This is a genomic window from Pelagerythrobacter marensis (assembly GCF_001028625.1).
Lineage (GTDB): Bacteria > Pseudomonadota > Alphaproteobacteria > Sphingomonadales > Sphingomonadaceae > Pelagerythrobacter > Pelagerythrobacter marensis.
In genome coordinates this window covers 954574-976676 of sequence record NZ_CP011805.1, presented here as the reverse complement: position 1 = coordinate 976676, position 22103 = coordinate 954574, and the positions used below count along the sequence as shown (strand labels likewise).

The window sequence follows — 22103 nt, the reverse complement described above, 5'->3', positions numbered from 1 at the left end:
CGACGCGGCCGGACGATTTTCGCAAACTTTGGATTCTTGCGCCGGACAGGAAGCCGCGCTCCGGGCACACTCGCCCGCACAACTGAAACAAGGATATTGGACATGGCAAGCACCCCAGCCGACAAACGCAACTCGCATTCGGTATTCGACGCGGTCGCCCCTACCAATTCATACTGGGACAGACTTCGCGAGGGCGCGGGTGTCGCGTTCAGGCGCTGGCGCCGGAAAGTCGCCGATCGGGCCGGCTTGACCGATCGGGAAGCGATAGGCGAACCGGCCCTGCAGTTCTTTTCCTCCGAAGCTGCCCAGATGGCGGAATTCTATTTCCGGGACTATGGTTCAGCCGACAAACCTGCATCGCTTGCCGAAGTCCCGTGGGATTACGTCGAGGAATATCAGGAAGAAATTCCGTTCTTTGGGCTCCGCGAGTACTGGTATCCCGCCCTCTTCAGCCACGAACTGAAGCACAATGAGCACCAGGCCGTGGAGATGCTGGGCGATAATATCGTCCTTTTCCGCGATAAAGACGGCAGCCCATGTGCGCTCGAAAACCGCTGCCCCCACCGGGGGCCCCTGCTCTCGCTGGGTCAGGTGAACGCAGTAGACGTCGGGACGATCACCTGCCGTTATCACGGGATGACGTTCGACAAGCACGGCGAGTGCGTTGCATTTCTGGCCGATGGGCCGGACAGCCCGGCCTGCGGGAAGGTAAAGGCAAAGTCCTATCCGGCAGAAGAAGTGAACGGCATCATTTTCGTCTACATGGGGATCGAGGAACCCAAACCATTCCTCGACAGTATGCCGCATGCGCGCGAGGTGATGAGCGATGGCCGGCTGATCCGCAGCCGCATGCAGGTGCCCTACAGCTATCTCAATCAGCTCGACAATACGGTCGACATGACCCACGTCGGCTGCCTGCACAGAACATGTTATCTGTTCGGCGATCAGAAGATGGGCGGCGGGGTGCAGTATGAATTGCTGCCCGGAAACGGCGTCTACGCCAGCTTGCGGGAAACCGGCGGCCACGGCGGCACCAAGGCGATCGACGATATTCGCTGGTTCATGCCCAACCTCGTCCACCATGGAGAGGAGTTCATGGATGGCGGGGTGCACGGGATCTATTTCTGGTTCGTGCCCGACAATGCCGGATCGTTCACCGCCTGGCTGATCGGCTCTATCAACGAAGACAAGGTGGGCAAGACAAAAGCCAAGTTCATGGCCGCTACTCTGAAGCGCGCGCTTCAGTCCGATGCTCTTCCCGGAATGGCCTGCTTTATCGGCGGAGATGCACCCATGCAGATGTCACAAGGGCGTATCGCTCGCTGGGACAAGGACCATTTGGCACGCACCGACCGGGCCGTGATCAAGGTCCGCCAGATGATGAAAGATGCACACAAGGCGGAGCAGGAACTGCGGCAAGCCGCTGGCTTGGATCCTCTTGCGCACCGTGTTTCGAAAAAGCGCGAGACGACTGAAGCGTGATGGATCGCCGCCGCTATGTGCCAAAAGGAAACTCGGCCGGCGGCACGACGTCCTTTTGGCGTATGTCATGGCAACGACGCGGCCGCAGCCTTCCCGTAACCGGAATTGGTGCCGGGCCGCGTCGTCGCGCAGGTTCAGAACCGGACTCCCACGTTGGCCTTTAGCCCATGGTCGGAAAGGCCGGAGCCCAGTTGGCCGGAGTAGGACAGGCCGAAAGAGGCGTTCTTCGTCAGGTTCATTTCGACCCCGGCACCGATCACCAGAGCATCGCGAGCGAACGGCACGCCTGCGACGGTGAAGGCATCGCCGCCGACATCGAAGCGGTGCGTTGACGTCGGTCCGTCACCGAAGCCGTGACGCCAGCTGAGGAGACCCGACAGCGTGGTACCCATGTCGCCGCGATCGATCTGCGCCTCGCCGCGCACGCCGAGCGTGGTGAAGGTGGCATCCGACGACTGATTGGCCGCGATCAGTGATGCCGGCCCGCCGTCTTCGGTGAATCCGTCTGTGCCAAGGTCCACGTAAGCGAGGTTGGCAAAAGGCTCGAAGCGGGCGTTCCCGTATTCGATGCCATAAGCCGCCTCGGTATAAATCTGGAATGTGTGGGCATCGTAGGACGCGTTGAGACTGTCGGAAAATCCGGTGAACCCTACGGATCTCGACGTATCGATACTGTGCCAGCTATAGGCGAGCCCGCCCCTCAACGAAACAGCATCCCAGGCGCCACCCGCGTAGGCGCCGAGCGTATAGCTGTCGATGGAGGCCGTGGATTTGCGGTCATCGAGTTCAACACCCGAGCTGTTATAGCCGCCCATCAGACCGACGCGGACATTGTCCGCAATCTGATGGTCTCCGCCGATAAACAGCCCGCCAATGTCGCGCTCCATCCTCGCGGCATTGCCGTCGCCACTCCACCGGCTCCAGGAACCAAAGCCCTGCGCCCAAAGGTTAGTGGTCTGGCCAGTTTCGTCGGCGCCTCCGCGCGTCGCCCCGCGGAGGCGCTCCAGTACAGCTTCGCGGGCAAAGCGGCTGTCTTCGAGCAGGGCGGTCTTTGCCGAACCATGGACCTCACCGGAAATGGCATCGAATGCGCCTTGAGCCTCAGCTTCATCGTCGAGAAGGACAATGGCGTTGAACAGGGGGCCTGCACCGAGGGACTGCGCACCGTCAGCCGCGGCGGTCTGGTTCGCCGTCAGCGCAACGCTGTTAAAATCGGTCAGCGCGAGGGTCACCGTCACCGCATTGAGCCCGTAGGCAAGAGTTGGGGTAATGAACAGGGAAGCCGTGCCGAAGCTGACGCTGTCGAAAGCGCCCGATCCTCCATTCGCAGTGATGATGCTGTACGGTGTGTCGACGGCAAAATCCGGGAAGGGAATGATTCGGACTTCCCCACCATTGATGGTCACCGTTCCGGCAACGACGATAAGATCGCTTTCGCCGAGGGCGTTGACCTCGACCTCATAGACGGAGCCGGGTTCGATCGTCAGATCGCCCGCCACATTCAGTGTACCGATGGAATTGCCGGGGGCGATCGTGCCGCCGGAGTTAAGGGTTGTCGTGCCGACCTGACCGGTTCCGCCGAGCACGCCCCCTGTCACATTCACCGTCCCGCCGAGTGCGTTATTCACATAGAGTGAACCGCCGAGGATGTTGGTGGTGCCGGTAAAGAAAGCGGAATCGGCGGTCAGCCTGGTGACACCGGCGAGCTGGTTGATGGTGCCCACGCCGGTGATGATCGGGTCGAAATCATAACTTTCCTCGGTATGGTCGAAATTGAGGGTCCCAGCACCTGTGCCGAAGATCACCGATTCAGCACTGAGGATGCCCGCTGCCCCGCCAGTGCCGATGTTGAGGGTGCCGGTGGAAGTGGCTTGCGCGGCAATGATTACGGCGCCGAAGCCGGAATCCACGGTGACGACACCTTTCTCGGCAATGCTCAGCGCGCCGTTGCCGAAGGTGCCAACGGTAAGAATGCCATCATTCGTCCAGTTTGAGCCTGCTCCGGTCACGATCACCGTGCCTGATGAGTCTCCATCGCTGCCGATGGCGGCATTGTTGTTACTCACCGCCCCGCCATTCGCGATAGTCATTGTGGCTTCGCCCGCGTCGCCGATGAGCAAATTTCCGCCATTCGTCCAGCTTGACCCCACGCCTTGCACGTTCACCACGCTGGCCGAGCCGGCGTGGACACCGACCTCTCCGTCGCCCAGGTTGCTGACCGTGCCGCCATCCTCGATCCGCAAGGCGCCACTTCCAGTTGCTCCGACAACCAGAACCTCGTCATTCGTCCAGACAGAACCTGCGCCACGGACGGTTACTTCACCGGTGGCACCAGCGACAACGCCGACATAGGCTGCATGACTGCTGACCGCGCCGCCATCCTCGATCCGCACGACGCCACTTCCAGCTTCTCCGACGACCAGAACCGCATCATTCGTCCAGACAGAACCTGCGCCACGGACGGTTACTTCACCAGTGGCGCCAGCGACAACGCCGACATAGGCTGAAAGGTCGCTGACCTTGCCACCATTCTCGATCAGCAGCGTGCCATCTCCAAAAGCACCAACGAATAGTTCGAGTTCGTTGACCCAGATCGACGCCGGGCCGTCGACGGTCACAGTGCCGGCAGAACCGGCGAGACGCCCGATATACCCATCGATATTGGTTACTGCGCCCTGATCTTCGATCCGAAGCGTTCCGCTTCCGGCATCCCCGATGGTGAGATCGCCGGCATTATTTGCCCAGAACGATCCCTCGCCGCGCACAGTCACCGCGCCAGAGCCGGTGGCAGTGACACCGATGCTTCCGCCGTCGCTATCGACCAGGCCGCTGTTCGCGATCAACAGTTCGCCTTCGCCAGTGTCGCCAACGGAAATGGGTCCGGCAACGATCCAGGGGTCCGCGGCACCGGCCGGATCGACATCGCCTTTCGCCCCCACAGTTTGCGCCGATGCCGGGCTGGATGTCAGCACGCCCGCCAGCGCGGTGGTCGCGACAAGCGCGATGTACAACCTGCCACAATGCCTGGGTTCTGCAGTCACGATACTCAATCTCCTGATGGTTTTCACCGCGCGCGCAGAAGGGCCACGAACCGGCGACGTCAGGGACAATCTATCGTCCGCCCGGCAGATATCTTGGAGAGAGAGACAGGATTCTGGGACAGTGGCCCGGCGCCAAAGTGTTCAGCGTTGCGCGGCAACCTCTCGCGCGGTGGCGCGCAGATCGGACGGCGTCTGCCGGAAACGACGCTGAAACATTCGGTTGAACCCGGAAAGGTCGCCAAAGCCGACATCGTAGGCAATCGTTGCGATGTTGTAGTGGCTGAACCGTGAATCAGCGAGCATGTCCCGTGCCTTGTCCAGGCGCTTGTTGCGCACGAAGTCGGAAAAGCTGGTCTGCTCGCCGTAAAACAAGTCCCGCAGATAGCGCGGCGATATCGAATGGCGCGCTGCGAGCCAGTCGAGCGACAACTCGGGGCTGGTCAGATTGGTCAGAAGGTCGGCGACCACCGCCTTGTACCGCGCCGCGCGCAGGCCGCGCCCTTGCGCACGATGCGCGGCATCGCGCTTGGCCCCCAGCGCCAGCGCGGTGAGATCATGCAGGTGAATGGCGGCCTGACGCGCCAGATCAGGACCAAGGGGGGTAGAGCCAGGCGGCCCCATAACGCCTGCTGCATAGTGCATCAGCAATTGTAGCTCCGGCGTCGATCGCAGCTTCCGTGTCCGCCCGAAATCGCTTTCCGCCAGATGCGGCGTCAAGCCGGCGCGGGGGATGGCGATGCTTCGTGCATAGGTGCCCCGCTCAAAAGCGCACTGGAATATGCTGTCGTTGCTTGATAGCCAGACGTCACCGGCTCGCAGGTGCTGGTCCTCCTGGCCCACCTGGCTGATGGTCGCACACCCGCCCGTCAACATCTGAACGTGCAGGTCGTCGTTGCTGTTGGCGAGAAGCGTGGGCGTGCGCCGCACGGTATTCGCGGAGGCGGCAACCTGGGCCAGCGCCAAATCGGGCAGGAGCAGAACCGAAACATCGGCGACATAGTGCTCGTCCAGCGGATCGATCTCTATGTGCCCCAGCGACGCATAAAACTCGCGCGCCACCTCTGCAGCGTCTCTTTCCGGAAAGTTCCTCGACGAGAAGTCACAGCGCTGCATAGAGCCCCCTCGGGAAGCACTATCCATTTCGTATGAAAGAATCAAATCTAAAGATATGTCCTCGCTGCCATCTCCCAAGTATCGAATCGAGCGAATGAGCGGTGGAGGATCAGTTGGTTAGAAAAAATTCCCTAAACTATTGAATACATCGGAACAACGGCCACCCCTTTCCACGTCCGCGGGGATAGATGCGAGCGCTAAAAAGGGTGGCCGATGCGCGACGAAATTGCGTTCGGCGCGCTATTGTTCGGGCAGGACCACGATGGGATAGGCCGCTTCGACTCTAAAGATCCGCGCCGCAAGCGCACCAAGATCTTCTGGTGTCATTGTTCTGTAAGCTTTGCCCCGCGCCCGGAACCGGGCCAAGCCCATCTGATCCGATTGAGCATCTGCAAGCGCATTTACCCAGTAACCGTTGTTTTGCAGAGAACTGGCGACGTCTTCGATCAACGGCTGAATAGCGCGCTGAAACTCGTCCTGCTCGACGCCTTCTGCAGCGAGCTTCGCGCCCACCTTCTCGGTTTCCTCAACCACGTCAAACGCTGCGTCCGGCGCGGTCGTAACGTGAGCGAAGACATAGCCGAAGTCTTCGGACTCGTCACTTGCCTCCAAGCCCACGCCAGGCGAGTATGTGCTGCCCAGTTCCTCTCGCAGAACATCGGTCAGGCGATTGCGCAGGATGCTACGCAGGGCCTGAAGGCGATAGACTGTCACGGGGTCTGAGCCATCGGGTGCAGGCCAATAGATGCGAGCAAGCGCCTGGTCGGCAACGCCCGCATGGTGGAGCACCACCGGCTCTGCCGGGCGTTGTGGAAAAACGAGATCGCGCGAACCGGGATACAAACCGGGACGGTCGGCCCGCAGAGGAAGTGCGCCAAACGTGCGGGCGACCTGATCGACCACTGTTTGCTTGTCCACATCTCCCACAACAGTAATTTCGATGAGGCCGCTCTTGAGCTGCGGATCCAGCCACTGACGAACTTCGTCGAGGGTTGGCGTCATGAACGATTCTAGGTCGCCAAAGCCGTACCGTTCGTCGCCGGAGCGGATCAGTCGTGGAACCTCCTTGTTTACGACCGAGATCGGCGTGGCATCGTGCGTCGGATACCAGGCTCTGATCTGATCGCGATATTGGCTCGCGATCGTTTCACGGTAAGACGGCGCGGAGGCATAGGCAGCCATAAGGTTCATCTGGTCGCCCAGATCCTTGGCATCGGTTGCCCCCAGGATCTGGATCGCGTCCTCGCCAATTCGCAACATCGGTCGCGCAGCAACACGACGACCGGCAAAGATGGAACGCAGATCGTCGCTGGTATGCGGGCCCACGCCACTGCGGCTCAGCAGGTTGGCGGCGAGCCTGCGAAGCCCTTCGTCGTTGCCAGGAGGCATCGAGAAGAAACCATCCCCGATCTTGGCCTGAACATAAATCGTTCCTGCGTCGAAGTCGGTCTGCTTGAAGTTCAGGCGCACATTGTTCGCGAACTTCACGAGATGTGCGTCCGCATCCTCGACATAGGTATCCTGAACGATCGCGCCCGGCTCCCCGAAATCGGTGAAGGCGAAATCCTGAACAGCGCGTTCGATCGGGGCGGTGACCGGAAGCGTGCGTGCCTCTGCCAAGGCTTCGGCTACCTGCGTTTCCACATCTTCCAGCTCCAAGGCGGTCGACAGGTAGATTGCCGGCTTTTCGTACCCGCGCCATGCCTTCTGGAATGCTGCTTCCACATCGTCGATGGTCAGACCATCAATGTGCTGCTCAAACGCGGCAAGGTTCGCCTGGGGCGACGTAAACACACGCTCGCTGTCGAATGCATCGACCAGTGCCTTGGCATAATTGTATTCGCGCGACGCATACGTCTTGCGAGTATTCGCCCGTTCGACTGCCGTTTCCAGAGTGCGTCGCGTGCGGGCGATTTCTTCGTCCAGCTCCGCCTGGGTGAAGCCGAACTGCAACGCGCGACGCACTTCGACATCGGCAGCCGCCAGGCTTTCCTGCCACTTGCCCTCCTCGCTCCTCACACGTACCGCCGCACCGTCCACGATGTCCCGCTGCGAATAGTTGGCGAGACTCCCTGAAAGGAAGGGCGCCCTGCCCTCATCAACCATGCGGCTGAGCCGGCGCGTGACGATGCTGTTCCCAAGATTGCGCAGGAACTTTGCCTTGCGCCGAGCCAGCGTATCGGGGCCTTGTTCGTAAGGGTAGAGAGCAGCGAGCGTGACATAGGTCAGCACTTCCGGATCTTGATAGTACCCGATCGTCCCTGGCTCGATTGCAGCAGGAACCAGCGGTCGCTTGATGCCGGCCGGGGAAGCGGGCTGCCAGTCTCCAAAATAGCTTTCGATCTTATCCAGAGCTTTCTTGGGATCGACATCGCCAACGAACACGATGAACGTGTTCTCCGGCCGGTAATAATCCTGGTAGAAGCGTACGAATTCGTCTCGCGGCATCGACGCAATCGTCTCATCGACCCCGATCGGGAGACGATCGATCCGGCCGCTGCCTTGCGTGAAGAACGCCAAATTGTCGACGGCGGAACGAAACGCAACCGAATCCCGGGCACTCTTTTCCGATGCGATCACACCACGTTCGCGGTCTATAGCCTCAGCATCAAGCAGCAGATTGCTGGCAGTTTCCCGCATCAGGAAGAACGCTTCGTCGATCACCTCTTCGCTGACAGTAGGCAGGTTAAGCTTGTATACGGTTTGATCGAAACCCGTGCTGGCGTTCGTGTCGGCACCGAATGCCAGCCCGTGGCGCTCTAGCCGCTTGACCATTTCCCCTTCGGGTACGTTGATCGAACCGTTGAAAGCCATGTGCTCCAGGAAGTGTGCGATACCGCGCTGCGCATCGGTCTCGTTCCACGAACCCGTGTCTATCCGCATCCGTAGCGCGGCCACGCCTTTGGGCGTCTGGTTGCGCATGATGGCATAACGCAGCCCATTATCCAGGACCCCGTACGTGACACGCGGATCGGCCTCGAGATCGCTTGCATCCTGCGGGAAGGCAGTCGCCGAAACCTCCGCCCCGGAGGTCTGCGGCCGAGCGACCGCCGGGGTACTAAAGGTTGCGAACGCCGCGGCGGCAATCGCGAGTGTCGAAACATGCTTCTTGAGCTGGCTATTCACGGATCGTTTTCCTCAATAGTGTTGCACACCCGCGCAGCCTGCCTGACCGCGGCAGAGCCTGGGCAGAGGCCGCGGTCAGGATTGAGCAGCGCGCCAGACGCTTAGAAGCGCGCCCGTATGCCTGCCGTGACGGTTCTGCCGCCGGTGAACTGGAAGTTTCCGGGATAGAAAAAGTCGGCAGGGCCGTCATTGAACTGCGAGCTTACTGCAGAGCGCAGGCTGGGTTCATCGGAATCCCGCAGCAAATCATCGCCTTGCAGATAGACCGTAAGATCACCGAATGAGATCGGAAGATCGTAGCTGAGCCTGAGATCGAGCGTCGCATAATCAGGCTCGATCGTGTCGAGACCATGCACTTCAAACGTCTTCACCGAAGCGTCCTGATACGTGTAGATCAGGCGTCCTTCGAACCCCCCGCGCTGATAATTGAGCGAGGCGTTGTAAACCCAGGCCGCCTGATCGGCGAGCGCGCGGTCGATAGAGAATGTTTCCGGATCGCCGGCATCATTCCGGCCCAGAACCAGGGTCGGAAAATCGCCTTTGGTGTAAGTCAGATTGCCCAGGACGCCAAAATCTCCGAGGAAGCCCGGCAGGAAGTCGAGCTGCCTTATCAGTTCCAGTTCAAACCCGTAGATCTTTCCACCCTCGCCGTTCTCCGGCCGGTTGCGGAGGAACTGCGTGCCATCGTCGAACGCCACCAGTTCCGGCCGCGCCGTGGCCAGATCGCCGAAATAATCCAGCACTTCCTGCCGCACGCTGCCATCGTCTGCATCGTTGAAGAAGACGTTCGTGAAGTTGTTGGATGTGGTTTTGTAGAAAACCCCGGCTCTGACGAGGCCCGGCGTGTCGCGGAAATAATAGGCGACATCGAACTCGTAATTGTCGGTAGTGGTCGGCTTCAGGTCCGGATTAGCTTCGCGCAGAATTACGCGATTCTGCGTGGGCCGCAGATCGATATGAATCGCGCGTGGCCGCCTTATCAGTCGCAGGCTGGGGTTCACGGTCGTTCTGTTGTAGCTGAGCCTGGCAACCACATTGTCAACCGGTCGGTAATTAAGCAGCGCGCTCGGCGTCCACGTGGTCTGCGTTCCGGCGAGTTCGCTGAATTCCACCAGCCCAGCGCCTACGAACGTCTCTCTCGGCTCTACTACGTTGTCAGCCGTGCGTACCGACGGGGTACTCAGCGTCGTCCCAGAGCGTGTGGTGCGTTCCATGCGCACGCCACCGACAAGGTCGAACCGTCCGAACTCAACTTTCCCTTCTATATAAGCGGCGAGGCGCTCCTCCTTCGTCCGGGCGGGAGTAAGCGCCCCCGGATCGTTGATAGGATCTAGCCCGCGCGTATCAGTGTAGTTGAAGCGCTGTTCGTCGAACGGGGTCGAGGGGTCATCTTGAGTGAGGCTGGGGAGAATTTCGAATATCCGATCAACCGAACTCTCCAGCAGGAACGGCAGGGTCAGTCCCCCGGCACCGATATCACCCAATGCGAGGCTGCTCGCCAGGCCCTCGCCGAAATAATCCAATCCGGTCTCTTTTCCGAAAACCCGCAAATAGCTCTCGATAGATGCAAGGCTGCCAACAGACGTACTTGCAAACAGATCATCCGCGCTCTTGCGCGAGCTTCTGTCGTACTTCGCGCCGAACTCGACATAATCGAGCAAGCCCGACTGCGACAGGTAGCGGGCACTGCCTTCCAGAATATAAGATTCGGTGGGGCTGTTGGTGATCGTCCGGTTTGCGGATGTCAGATTATACTCGCTCGTCGCGTTGAGCAGATCGAACCCGAACGCGGTCAACGACGGAATGGGCAGTCCATTCGGTGCCAACACGAACGCCCCGTCGACAAACCGCGACGCGCCGTCCCCATCCGGATGAACTACGCCCGTATCGGGGTCGATTATAGCTCCGAGAGAGGTCTGGGTGTTGCCCAGCGCACTGAGATTGGCGTTGTTCGACTTCGATCGTGCGAAGCTGTATCCGGCCTTGTACTTGAAATCCCAACGATCAAGCTGGGTCGTGCCCCGCAAGCTCAGGGTATTCTGCGTGGTGCGAATATCCTTGACGTTCAGCGCCAGATTGGGTCGCAGCGACGCGAGAACCTGGCGCCTGCGCACTTCGCCATCCAGTTCGGGAATGGGCATATCGATCGCGGATGTCAGGAACGACGCCGTCGTCCGCGCCGTGTTCGTAAGCTGGTCAACCTGTATCCGCTGCGCATCGAACCTCAGCGTCGTGGTGTCGCTGATTTCCCAGGCCGCATTGAAAGACGCGGTGAAGTTCTCTTCTTCACGGGTCCGCCGGGAATAGTTGGCACCATTGATCAGCCGTCCCGACATCGCATCGTCGAAGGGGAACTGCATACTCGCAGGTACGTAGAAGATGTAATTGTAACCGTCCGGCAAGACCGGGGGCAGATAATCGCTTATGCCGGCATCGTAGTTGAGCCGATCGGTCTTGCGATACTGCACTGTTGCTGCAACGCCGAAGCTGGGCGTCAGCTTTTTGGCGAGCACGGCATTGACCTGGTATTCTTCGCCAAAATCGCGATCGAACCCGAGTTCACCCTCCAGGCCAAGCGAGAACTGGAAATCGCCGTAATCGAGACCCGACTTGGTTTCGATCTCGACCAGCCCGCCAGAGCCGTTGGCCTCGTGACTCGGGAGCAGCGATTTGTGAATCGTGATCTGCGAAATATTGTCGGCGAGGAATCCGCTGAGGTCGATTGTCCGTTCGAATCCGGTTCCCTGAAGCTCCAGGCCGTTAAGCTGAATATTGATCGCTTCCGAACTGAACCCACGAACCGTGATGCGCGAGCCCTCCCCGGTATCGTCGCCGCGACCGAACGCGACACCCGGCACTCTGCGCAATGCCTCCGATACGGTTTCCGCCGGGAAGCTGCCAAGAAGGTCGGAAGACACGACCGTGGTGTTGTTGGCGGCATTCAGCTGCTGGTTCAGTGCCCGCGCCAGACTACCCCGAAAACCGCGCACCACGATCTGGTCGGCCGTCTGCCCCACCGTGATCGCAAAATCCCGGCGTTCCTGAGAATCGCTGGGTGCAACCACCGTTTGCGGAGGCTGACCGAGGTATTCTACCCAGATTTCAGGCTCGCCCGCAGGGACGGAAGGGAAATGAAATCGCCCGTCCTGGTCGGTTATCGTCTCCAGCGGGGTTCCCGCCACTTTCAGCCGTGCGCCGGGCAGCCCCGCTCCCGACGATGCATTGACGACACGGCCGCTGAGAGCCGCCGCTGCACCATCTACTGACTGCTCAGCGTTGGCTGCGGCAGGTACGCGCAATGCAAAGACATTGTGCGAAACTTCGCGATACACCAGGCCAGTGCCCCGCAGCAGTCGCGTCAAAGCGTGCGCGACCCGATAGCTGCCGCTGACCCCATCCGTTTTCCGCCCCCGAACGAGATCTGGGGCATAAAGAATATCTGCACCGGACTGTCGCGCGAACAGCTTCAGTGCCGTATCCAGCTCCTGCGCCTCAACATCGACATTTACCAATGCCCTGGCTGAAGCTTCCGCGGGCTGTGATGTCTGCTGCGCCGCCGCCGGTGACGCGATCGCTATCGCAAGACCTGCCGCACTGCCGAGCAGAATGCCCTGAATGATCCCCTGTTGCATTATTCTATCAAACCCCCGCAATCTTCACCAGATTGCCGGCCGCTGAAGCCGGCGAAAGGTTAAGACGCGCGGCACCAAACTTACCTCAAAAAAATGTCACAAAGCAATGCTACACGTAGAAAATTGCGCGATCCGTAGTCCCGCCCCCATCATCCTCACGGGTTTCCCGGTGCAGCCTGCAGAACAATAGAACCGTTCGCGGGATCGACCGAGGTCGTGACGGGAAGAACGACGACCAAAGCCTTGGCAAAGACTTCGGCCGAACCCGTGCGAAAGGTTCCGCTGACGCGCATATCCGCCAGCGCCGGGTCGCCTATGGAAAGCTTGCGCACGGTGTATCGATTGAGATCTTCTACTACGTCGCCCAGACGATCACCATCGAACACCAGCCGCCCCGTCCGCCAACCAAGCGCCCTGTCCCTGTCGAGCGCGGAAACCTGGAAACCTTCCCGATCGTTGGTGGATACGAGTTGCTGGCCGGCTTCGAGCCTCGCGGAACGGACGGGTCGGCCTGCGTTTCTGTCTGCATCCGCCATGCGATCGACCTGGATCTCACCTTCGATCAGCGAAACCACCACTTCGCCTGAGCGTTTGAGTACCGAAAACACTGTCCCCAAAGCGATCACGCGATCATCGTCGGCGTTGACGACGAACGGCCGGCTCGGATCGCGCTCGACATCGAACAGCGCCTCGCCGCGAAGCAGCCGAAATTCGCGTCGCTGCGGCGTATATGCAACTTCCACGACGGTATCGGTATTCAGTTCGATTGTAGAACCATCGGGCAGGTCAATTTTCGAACGTTGTCCGATTGCGCTGCGATAGCTTTGAACAAATCTATCGGGCCCCAACTCGCGCTGAACCGATTGTCCGTTAGCGATATCGACGCCGGTCTGGTCGGCGACGGCAATCTGGGGTTCGCCGGGCTCAGCATTCCATTCAGGCCAGAATGACAGTGCCGCCAATCCTACTGCGAGGAACAGGACGATGCCGGCGGCTGCCGACATCAGCCACGGCCGGCTCGCCGTATCACGCTCCAGCGCCAGGGCTTCGAGACGCATCTTCACGATCTCTGAATCCTCGCCGAGTTCGCTCAACGCTGACCATTCCTGGGCATAGCGCGCGAAGACGGCTTCATTGCCGCTATCGGCGTCGCGCCAGTCGCAGAACCGCCGCCAATCCTCGCTTGAGCAGTCTTCCGCCTGCAGCCGCGCCAGCCACTCGGCTGCGCGATCTTCTGCCGCAGCTGTTCCCGCGGCGGCTGTTGGGTCAGTTCTGGTCATCGGACTTTCCCATACGCGCGAACACGTGCTTGATTGCAGACATCATATGCTTTTCCACCGAACTGGTCGAAATGCCGAGACGCCTGGCAATCTCGCGATACTTGTACCCTTCAAATCGATGCAGGAGGAAAATTGCGCGCGTGCGCGGTGGCAATTCCCCCAGCGCGGCGCGCAATGCTTTGACCGCCTGCTTCCCCTGTAAGACGCGTTCAGGCGAAAGTTCCTCAAACTTATTGGCATTTTCTAACGCGTGTTGGCGGGTGAAGGCATCGCGCGTTGCACTCCGCCGCGCGCGATCGCGCAACAGGTTGGCGGCGACCTGAAAAACATACGCCTGAGGATTTTCGGGTCGCTTCGAATTATCGAGCGCGTATAGCCGACAGAAAACCTCCTGCACATGGTCATCGACTTCTTCTAGCGATCGAAGTCGGCGCGCGAAGAAGGCGCGCAAGGGAAGGCGATAACTGCGAAACAACTCATCGTCGTCTTGCGGTAGCTCGCCTTTCGCGCCCGATCCGGAATTCAAGGCCAGTCCCCCATCTTCGGCCCTACTCCCGTGGCCTATGTCGACAATTCGGAAGGCCTGAGAACGTCACATCCGACCGCAATCGACAAATTGCATGGCGCTGATAACGGCAAAGGCGATTGCAAGGCAAGGTTCGGCCGGCCGTTTCACCTCGTGCACTCGCCCGGCTGACTCTCAGAAAGCCTGCCTGTCCACCGGGCGCCGGGCTCCTGAATAGCGCCTTCTCGTGGCCTTACGATGCTGCAACAGACAGTCTTCCCGCAGCCCGCCGGTGCGATCGGCGTCGCTGTGGTCGCGTTCGCCCTGGGGGTCGTCGCCGATTTCGTACTCCATCGCGCCTCTCCTTTTCGGGAGAGAAACGTCCGCCGCGTTGAAACGGTCTGTCCGATGCGCCCGATTGCCCGTAATTTCCGGTGAGGCGCAGGTGTGGGCGGGCGTCCAGTCTGCGGGGATCAATGGCCCATAGCGATAATGTCATCCATCATCTCGCGCAGCTTGGGGTCCCATTCGGCGCGCAGTTCCCTGACTTTTGCCAGCAACGGTTCGTTGTCCCAGGCCGGCACGTCTTCGCGGTACAGCTCTGCAACCTCGCGCATGGACGTGCGATCCATATCCTCGAACGCGTCGCGCATGGCATTGGCTGCCTGCCTGTCGGCGCCCAGCGCCTCGTAAGCGGAGCGGCCGATGCGCAGGGCAGCGTCGTATGTCTCGCGAACGACATCGCGGCATCCGATCGCCCAGAGTTGATAGACGTGATCGCGGTCGATCGCGCGTGCGACGACATGGACATGCGGGAAGTTCTTGATGGTATAGCGCACCAGCTTGTCGATCTGCTCCCGCTCGTCGAGGGCGACGATCAGCAGGCTCGCCCGCGCTATCCCGGCGGACGCGAGCAGATCGGGCCGCGTGGCATCGCCGAAATAGCTTTTCACCCCGAACTTCTTGAGATGTTCGAGATGGGTGGAATCGTAATCGATCACAGTGGCGCGATAGCCGGCGGCATCGAGCATACGGTCGACGATGCCGCCGACCCGGCCGCGGCCGGCGATGATGATCTGGTTGTCCTCGTCGATCGTATCCGCATCGCGCCCCTCGCCCCGGCAATAGGCCGCCGCGATCAGCTTGTCGTATGCGATAAACAGCAAAGGCGTCACCAGCATCGTGAGCGCCACGATCAACAGCAGCATGTCGGCCGTTTCGCGGTCGAGCACGAAGTTGGCCACGGCAAAGGCGATCAGGACGAACGCGAACTCGCCCGCCTGTGCCAGGCTGAGCGAGAACAGCCAGGCGGCCTGCCGCCGAATGCCCGCGATGCGCGCAATAATCGCGAGAACGGCAATCTTGACCGCGATCACCACCGCCGCGCCGACCAGGACCGTGCCCCAGTTCGCAATCGCCAGCGCAAAATCAATTCCGGCCCCGACCGTTATGAAGAACAGGCCCAGCAAGAGGCCCTTGAACGGTTCGATGTCGCTTTCCAGCTCGTGCCGGTACTCGCTGTTAGCCAGAACCACCCCGGCGAGGAACGTGCCCAGCGCCGGCGACAGCCCCACCAGGGTCATCAGCAGGGCGATCCCGATCACGAACACCAGCGCGGCGGCAGTGAACAACTCGCGCAATTGCGCTGCGGCGATGAACCGGAAGACCGGCCGTGTCAGATAGGTGCCGATAAACACGACCGCGCCGACCGCCGCCAGCGTGACCAGACCCGACAGCCAGACGGGCATTCCTTCGGTCAGATCGATTCCGCCATGCCCGTGCCCTGCCTCCGACACGGCGGCGCTGGCAGCCGTTGCCAGCTCGGGCAGCGCGAGGAACGGCAGGATCGCAAGAATCGGGATAACCGCCACGTCCTGGAACAGCAGGACGGAAAAGCTCGCTTCGCCCCCTTCGCTCTTCAACAGTCCCTTTTCAGTCAGGGTCTGAATGATGATCGCGGTGGACGAAAGCGCCAGGATCATGCCGATGGCAAGCGCCGTGCGCCATTGTTCGCCGACGAGATACATGGCGCCCGCCAGCACCAGCGAGGTGACGATCACCTGCCCCCCGCCCAGCCCGAGCAGCCGCCGGCGCATTTCCCACAGCTTCCTGGGTTCGAGTTCGAGGCCGACGATGAACAGCATCATGACGACGCCGAATTCGGCGAAGACCTGCAAGGCTTCGACATCGACGCGCAGCGTCGACAGCACCGGCGCGAGCGCCATGCCGGCAAGGAGATAACCCAGCACCGAACCCAGCCCGAACCGGGTGGCCAGGGGCACTGCAATAACGCCTGCGGCCATGATGACGAAAGCGAGGATCAGAAAACCGGTCATATCGTCTCACTCTCGCCCGTTGCTGCCGCCGCCGCGAGTCCCAGCGAGGCCGGGATCTCAAACCGCATTTACGAGGTCTTTCGCCTTCACCCTAGTCTCAGCCATCGCCGGGACTCGGGATAGGGGCCTGTGAAGACCTAGATATGCAGCGCCCGACCATAAGCGCCCAGAACGCTTTCGTGCATCATTTCCGACAGGGTCGGATGGGGGAAGACCGTCTGCATCAGTTCGGCCTCGGTCGTCTCCAGCGTCTTGCCGACGGTGTAGCCCTGGATCAGCTCGGTCACTTCTGCGCCGATCATGTGTGCGCCCAGCAGTTCCCCGGTTCCGGCGTCGAACACGGTCTTGATGAAGCCATCGGCCTCGCCCAGCGCAATCGCCTTTCCGTTGCCGATGAATGGGAATGTGCCGACCTTGACCTTGTGCCCGGCCTCTTTGGCCTTCGCCTCGGTCATGCCGACGCTGGCAATCTGCGGATGGCAATACGTGCAGCCGGGGATGTTGTTGCGATCCAGCGGATGCGGATGGATATCCTTGTTGCCCAGTTCCTGCGCGATCGCTTCGGCGGCGGCGACGCCTTCGTGACTGGCCTTGTGCGCCAGCCACGGGCCTGGGGTGCAATCGCCGATCGCCCACAGCCCCTTGGTCTTCGTGCGGCCATAAGGATCGATCTGAATGAAACCGCGATCCAGTTCGGCATGCTTCTCGACCCCGATATTCTCGGTATTGGGCACGATGCCGACGGCGACGATGCAATGGGTGAAGTCGGTTTCGGTGACCTTGCCGTCTTTCGCCTTGATCTTGGCCTTCACGCCGCTGCCGGACACCTTGATGTCTTCCACGCCCGCGCCGGTCATGATCGTCATGCCCTGCTTGGTCAGCGACTTTTCGAGGAAGGCGGAAACGTCCTTGTCCTCGACCGGAACGACGCGGTCGAGCATTTCGACGACCGTAACATCGGCGCCCATATCATTGTAAAAGCTTGCGAACTCGATACCGATCGCGCCGCTACCGATAACCAGCAGCTTCTTCGGCATTTCGGGCGGCGTCATCGCGTGGCGATAAGTCCAGATGCGCTTGCCATCGGCCTCGGCAAAAGGCAGGTCGCGCGCCCGTGCACCAGTCGCCACGATGACGTGCTTCGCGCTCAGCTTCTCCTCGCCCTTTTCGCCCTTTACGGTCAGGCTGGTGGGACCGGTCAGCGTGCCTTCCCCCATGTGCACGGCGATCTTGTTCTTCTTCATCAGGTGCGTGACGCCCTGATTGAGCTGCTTCGCAACGCCCCGGCTGCGCTTCACCACGGCTTCCAGGTCGGCTTCGATCTCCTTCGCCTTCAGCCCGTAGTCGCCGGCATTCTGCATGTAGTGGAAGATTTCCGCCGACCGCAGCAGGGCCTTGGTCGGGATGCAGCCCCAGTTGAGACAGATCCCGCCCAGCAGCTCGCGCTCCACGATCGCGGTCTTGAGGCCAAGCTGCGCCGCGCGAATCGCCGCGACATAGCCGCCGGGGCCGGAACCGAGCACGATAACGTCGTAATTCTTGTCAGCCATTGGTCGAATTGCCTCACGAATTTCTTGGCGCGTCCGGTCACTTTCACAAGCATGGCGGTGTAGGAAAGTGAAAAATCGGGCGCTGTAGGACTACCTCAGGTGGAAACTTTTTCGGATTGCGCGGCGGCACGCGGACGGTCGTTTTCATCGAGCAGGACGAACTTGAAAGTGCCCTGCGCTACTCGCCTGACCGATTCGCCGTTGCGTTCGCGCGCAATCGCCTCGGCCATGATGGTCAGCGAGGTGTTGCCCCTCGCTGCAATCTCGCAATAGACCGACAGTTCGTCGCCCACTGCCATTGCGCCGGGGAAGGCGAAGTCGGTGGCGGATACGACCACGGCCTTGCCCTGCCCCTCACGGCTGGCCAGCGACCCTGCGGCCAGAGCCATCTGGCTCATCAGCCAGCCGCCGAACACCCCGCCATAGGGGTTGGTATCGGCGGGCATGGCCGTGACGCGGATCATCGGTTCGCGTTCGCTGGCCATCGTCTATCCCGCCACCAGCTGGAGGTTCGCCGCCATGACCCATCCGTGGCGGCAGGGTCCGTCGTAGGGGCGGCTTTCCGCAATCGGGCTGCTCACCCGGCAATCGCCGAGGTCCTGAAATTCGCCGGAAGGATAGACGATCCCCTGCCACTCCCCTTCCGCATCGCATAGCCACACGAGCGCGCGGTGCGGCAGGGTATCGCTTTCCAGGGCGCCGGCCTCGGGCCTCTCGCGCACCGGTTCCTCGCCATCGTAGGTGGCGATGCGGGCAATTCCGCCACAGGCGTCGAGCGCGGGACCTTCCAGCCCGATCATCGGCACGCGCACGTCACTGACCGGGGCGGCGTCCGGCGCGGGAGGGCCGACCGTCTGAAGCGCGAGGGCTATGGCAGGCAGCAGGCCCACGTCAGACCAGCAATCCCATCGGGTTTTCCACCAGTTGACGGAAAGCGTCCATCAGTTTCGCGCCGTCGACGCCGTCGATTGCGCGGTGATCGAAGCTGCCGGTGGCGGTCATCATCGTGGCGACGCCCAGCGCACCGTCGATCACATGCGGGCGCTTCTCCCCCGCCCCGACGGCCAGGATCATCGCCTGCGGCGGGTTGATCACGGCATCGAACTGCTTGGTTCCGAACATGCCGAGGTTCGACAGGCTGGCCGTGCCGCCCTGGTATTCATGCGGCTGCAACTTGCCGTCGCGCGCCTTGCCGGCCAGTTCCTTCATCTCCGTGGAAATCTGCGCCAGCCCCTTGCGCCCGGCGTCGGTGACGATCGGGGTGATAAGCCCGCTCGGCGCAGCGACCGCGACGGAGATATCCTGCCGCTGGTACTGATGCAGCGTGTCGCCCTGGAAGCTGACATTGCACTGCGGCACCCGCGCCAGCGCGCGCGCCAGCGCCTTGATCAGCAGATCGTTGACCGACAGCTTGATCTCATCGGCTTCGAGGCTGGCGTTGAGTTCGCCGCGCAGTTTCAGCAGCGCATCGAGCCGCACGTCCACCGTCAGGTAGATATGCGGGATGGATTGCTTCGCTTCCGTCAGGCGGCGAGCGATGACCTTGCGCACGTTGTTGAGCTTGAGTTCTTCGAACGGCGCACCGGAGTCGCTCTGCTGCGTGGCGGAAGGGGCCTTCTTCTCGGCGGCAGGCGCTGCGCTTCCGGTTTTTGCAGGGGCGTCGGCCTGTTCGACATCCGCCTTGACGATGCGGCCGTTCGGGCCGCTGCCGCTTATCGCGGCGAGATCGACGCCCTTCTGTTCGGCAATGCGGCGCGCCAGCGGTGAAGCGATCACCCGGTCTCCGTCCGGCTTCGGGGCAGTGGGGGTCCTGGTCTGCTTCTCGGGACCCTTGTCGCCGCTATCCGCAGTCTTCGCCGGGGCCGGTTCCTGCTTTTCGCTTTCGGCCGGTTTCGCGCTCGTTTCCGAAGCAGCGGCAGCCTTGGCTTCTTCCGGGTCCTCGTCTTCGCCGGCCAGTGTCGCGATAACGGTGCCGACCTTCACGCCTTCGGTTCCTTCGGGAACTTCGATGGCGACGATCGTTCCTTCGTCGACCGCTTCGAATTCCATCGTGGCCTTGTCGGTTTCGATTTCGGCCATGATGTCACCGGCGCTGACTTCGTCCCCTTCCTTCACGAGCCACTTGGCGAGCGTGCCTTCTTCCATCGTCGGCGAAAGGGCGGGCATCTTGATCGGTGTGGGCATGGTTTACGTCGGGTCCTCGCGAGATTACGCGCCCGCTCTGGCCAATTTGGCGCGCGCGGGCAAGGTCCTTGCGTGGAATACGATTTCATCGGATACCCGCAAGGGTCGGAGGAGAGCACATGCGGGTCTATCTCGTGATCATGGACGAGACCGAAGAAGCACGCAAAGCGCTGCGGTACGCCGCGCGGCGTGCGCAGGCGACTGGCGGCGCAGTGCATATTCTGGCGCTGGTTCAGCCGCAGAGCTTCAACGCATTCGGCGGCGTCCAGGCGACGATCGAACAGGAAGCGCGCGACCGGGCGGAGGTGATGGCCAGCAGCGCGGCGGGCAACCTCTATTCCGAAAGCGGCAGAATGCCCACGATCGCCGTCCGGGTCGGCGAAGGCCAGGCCGTGATCAAGGACTATCTGGCCGATCACGAGGAAGTGGCCGCCTTGGTGCTCGGCTCCGCGCCAGAGGGCGGGCCCGGCCCGCTGGTCACGCATTTCTCTGCGCATTCCGGGTCGCTGCCCTGCCCTCTTTTCGTGATACCCGGCGGCCTGAGTATCGAAGCGATCGACGAACTCAGCTAGCTGTCGCGGATTGCCCGCCGAGCTGCTTCCAGCCTCGCCATTCGAGTATCACGAACAGCTCCACCGCAATCGCCTGAGCCAGGATCACGACGTGTCCGGCAACCGTCAGATCGCCGAAATGCGTCAGCCATACGGCAAGGCTGGCCAGCACCCAGCCCGCGTTCCCAATCGCGGCCAGCAACAGCAGCGGCCGGACCGGTCGAATCGCCAGGAAGGCCAGCAAGATCGCGACGGGAAGGCATATCCAGCCTGCAGCGGCGACGATCATGGCGGGAAGCCCCAGTATCCCGGCGACGGCCGCAGTGGCCCCGGCGCAAAGCGCGAAGAACAACGCACAGCTCGCCGCATCGAGAACGAGCGCATTTCTAAGTGAGATATTTCGCATCAGCCTGACTCCGTTGGTTGGCGGCGCCTTCGTCGCAGTCGGCGTGCGGCAAGTCGATTACCCCACAGGTAATGGCTTTCGCACGGCAGTGGGGATAGGTCTTGCGACATGGAACAGGCCCCCCTCGGCGCAATGCTGCGCGAATGGCGAACGCGGCGAAAAATCAGCCAGCTCGATCTCGCGCTGGCGAGCGAGATATCGCAGCGCCACCTCAGTTTCATCGAAACCGGGCGCAGCGCCCCCAGCACGACCGTGGTCGATCGCCTGGCGCAGGAACTGGCGATGCCCATGCGCGCCCACAACGCCATGCGCATCGCCGCCGGTTACGCCCCGGCCCATCAGGAAAGGCCACTGGACGATCCGCAACTGGGTGAAGCGCGGGAGATCGTGCAGCGTCTGCTCGCGGGACACGAACCTTATCCGGCGATCGCCGTCGACCGGGCATGGAACCTGGTCGACGCCAATGCGGCGATGGCGCCCCTGTTGGCGGACACGGCGGCGGATTTGCTGGAACCGCCGGTAAATGTCCTGCGGCTGGCGCTCGATCCCCGGGGCATCGCCCCCAGGATCACAAACTTCCCCGAATGGCGCGCGCACCTGCTGGCCCGGCTGGGCGCACAGATCGATGCCAGCGGCGATCCCGTTCTGATCGCGCTGGAAGCCGAATTGCGCGCCTTGCCCTATCCGCGCACGCCCGGCCCGCCGCCACGGGCCAGCGGGCAGGCGATTGCCGTTCCGCTGGTGCTGGATCTGCCGCAGGGACGCCTGTCGCTGATATCGACCACTACCGTGTTTGGCAGCCCGGTCGATCTCACCCTGTCGGAACTGGCGATAGAGGCGTTCTTTCCAGCGGACAGCCAGTCGCGCGCCATCCTCAACGCCATGCGCGCGCAGTAA

At 61.5% G+C, this 22103-nt stretch carries 16 protein-coding genes and 1 pseudogene; 3 read left to right on the top strand and 14 right to left on the bottom strand.

Annotated elements, in window-relative coordinates; translation table 11 throughout:
• Window positions 1–102: 102 nt before the first annotated feature.
• Window positions 103–1482: an aromatic ring-hydroxylating oxygenase subunit alpha gene (locus tag AM2010_RS04710; protein WP_047806094.1), complete on the top strand. Its 1380-nt coding sequence runs from the start codon at window positions 103–105 to the stop codon at window positions 1480–1482.
• A 134-nt stretch (window positions 1483–1616) separates the two neighbouring features.
• Here the strand turns inward: AM2010_RS04710 and AM2010_RS04705 are convergent, their stop codons facing one another.
• From AM2010_RS04705 to AM2010_RS04655, 13 genes and pseudogenes are all read right to left on the bottom strand, one after another.
• Window positions 1617–4523 (bottom strand): autotransporter outer membrane beta-barrel domain-containing protein, encoded by a 2907-nt coding sequence (locus AM2010_RS04705; protein ID WP_211255418.1) that lies wholly within the window; start codon window positions 4521–4523, stop codon window positions 1617–1619.
• Between the two features lie 141 nt (window positions 4524–4664).
• A complete protein-coding gene (locus tag AM2010_RS13700; protein ID WP_150115234.1) occupies window positions 4665–5714 on the bottom strand; it encodes a helix-turn-helix domain-containing protein in 1050 nt (349 codons plus the stop codon).
• Window positions 5715–5876: 162 nt separating this feature from the next.
• On the bottom strand, window positions 5877–8762 hold the full coding sequence (locus tag AM2010_RS04695) for a M16 family metallopeptidase (protein WP_047806093.1): 2886 nt from the start codon (window positions 8760–8762) through the stop codon (window positions 5877–5879).
• 101 nt (window positions 8763–8863) lie between these two features.
• Complete coding sequence (locus AM2010_RS04690; RefSeq protein WP_047806092.1) at window positions 8864–12394, bottom strand: TonB-dependent receptor; 3531 nt, start codon at window positions 12392–12394, stop codon at window positions 8864–8866.
• 155 nt (window positions 12395–12549) lie between these two features.
• Window positions 12550–13488: a FecR family protein gene (locus AM2010_RS13695; protein WP_244881992.1), complete on the bottom strand. Its 939-nt coding sequence runs from the start codon at window positions 13486–13488 to the stop codon at window positions 12550–12552.
• Window positions 13489–13515: 27 nt separating this feature from the next.
• Window positions 13516–13674, bottom strand: a pseudogene (locus AM2010_RS14510) (FecR/PupR family sigma factor regulator); the annotation flags it as partial.
• The gene (locus tag AM2010_RS04680; RefSeq protein WP_053043915.1) at window positions 13661–14200 is read right to left on the bottom strand and encodes an RNA polymerase sigma factor; all 540 of its coding nucleotides are present in this window, start codon (window positions 14198–14200) and stop codon (window positions 13661–13663) included. The gene AM2010_RS04680 and the pseudogene AM2010_RS14510, both read right to left, overlap by 14 nt.
• A gap of 174 nt (window positions 14201–14374) precedes the next feature.
• Complete coding sequence (locus tag AM2010_RS14150; RefSeq protein ID WP_156178707.1) at window positions 14375–14533, bottom strand: hypothetical protein; 159 nt, start codon at window positions 14531–14533, stop codon at window positions 14375–14377.
• Between the two features lie 119 nt (window positions 14534–14652).
• Entirely contained in the window at window positions 14653–16515 is a 1863-nt protein-coding gene (locus AM2010_RS04675) for a monovalent cation:proton antiporter-2 (CPA2) family protein (RefSeq protein WP_047806091.1), read from the bottom strand.
• A 137-nt stretch (window positions 16516–16652) separates the two neighbouring features.
• Window positions 16653–18065 (bottom strand): dihydrolipoyl dehydrogenase, encoded by a 1413-nt coding sequence (lpdA, locus tag AM2010_RS04670; RefSeq protein ID WP_047806090.1) that lies wholly within the window; start codon window positions 18063–18065, stop codon window positions 16653–16655.
• Window positions 18066–18160: 95 nt separating this feature from the next.
• A complete protein-coding gene (locus AM2010_RS04665; protein ID WP_047806089.1) occupies window positions 18161–18550 on the bottom strand; it encodes an acyl-CoA thioesterase in 390 nt (129 codons plus the stop codon).
• 3 nt (window positions 18551–18553) lie between these two features.
• Window positions 18554–18955, bottom strand: coding sequence for a hypothetical protein (locus tag AM2010_RS04660; RefSeq protein WP_047806088.1), 402 nt, complete (start codon window positions 18953–18955; stop codon window positions 18554–18556).
• A gap of 1 nt (window position 18956) precedes the next feature.
• On the bottom strand, window positions 18957–20249 hold the full coding sequence (locus tag AM2010_RS04655) for a pyruvate dehydrogenase complex dihydrolipoamide acetyltransferase (protein WP_047806087.1): 1293 nt from the start codon (window positions 20247–20249) through the stop codon (window positions 18957–18959).
• 119 nt (window positions 20250–20368) lie between these two features.
• Between AM2010_RS04655 and AM2010_RS04650 the strand changes: the two genes are divergently transcribed.
• Entirely contained in the window at window positions 20369–20821 is a 453-nt protein-coding gene (locus AM2010_RS04650) for a universal stress protein (protein WP_047806086.1), read from the top strand.
• Here AM2010_RS04650 and AM2010_RS04645 read toward each other — a convergent pair.
• On the bottom strand, window positions 20814–21206 hold the full coding sequence (locus tag AM2010_RS04645; protein ID WP_150115233.1) for a hypothetical protein: 393 nt from the start codon (window positions 21204–21206) through the stop codon (window positions 20814–20816). The genes AM2010_RS04650 and AM2010_RS04645 overlap by 8 nt on opposite strands.
• A gap of 108 nt (window positions 21207–21314) precedes the next feature.
• On the opposite strand from AM2010_RS04645, the gene AM2010_RS04640 reads away from it, so the two are divergent.
• Window positions 21315–22103 carry a helix-turn-helix domain-containing protein gene (locus AM2010_RS04640; protein ID WP_047806084.1) on the top strand — a complete coding sequence of 263 codons (789 nt, stop codon included), beginning with the start codon at window positions 21315–21317 and terminating at the stop codon, window positions 22101–22103.

Coding starts and splice junctions, on each gene's coding strand:
- AM2010_RS04650 (WP_047806086.1), top strand. CDS start 20,369: ATGCGGGTCTATCTCGTGATCATGGACGAGACCGAAGAAGCACGCAAA.
- AM2010_RS04710 (WP_047806094.1), top strand. CDS start 103: ATGGCAAGCACCCCAGCCGACAAACGCAACTCGCATTCGGTATTCGAC.
- AM2010_RS04640 (WP_047806084.1), top strand. CDS start 21,315: ATGGAACAGGCCCCCCTCGGCGCAATGCTGCGCGAATGGCGAACGCGG.
- AM2010_RS14150 (WP_156178707.1), bottom strand. CDS start 14,533: ATGGAGTACGAAATCGGCGACGACCCCCAGGGCGAACGCGACCACAGC.
- AM2010_RS04655 (WP_047806087.1), bottom strand. CDS start 20,249: ATGCCCACACCGATCAAGATGCCCGCCCTTTCGCCGACGATGGAAGAA.
- lpdA (WP_047806090.1), bottom strand. CDS start 18,065: ATGGCTGACAAGAATTACGACGTTATCGTGCTCGGTTCCGGCCCCGGC.
- AM2010_RS04675 (WP_047806091.1), bottom strand. CDS start 16,515: ATGACCGGTTTTCTGATCCTCGCTTTCGTCATCATGGCCGCAGGCGTT.
- AM2010_RS04690 (WP_047806092.1), bottom strand. CDS start 12,394: ATGCAACAGGGGATCATTCAGGGCATTCTGCTCGGCAGTGCGGCAGGT.
- AM2010_RS04645 (WP_150115233.1), bottom strand. CDS start 21,206: ATGCGAAATATCTCACTTAGAAATGCGCTCGTTCTCGATGCGGCGAGC.
- AM2010_RS04665 (WP_047806089.1), bottom strand. CDS start 18,550: ATGGCCAGCGAACGCGAACCGATGATCCGCGTCACGGCCATGCCCGCC.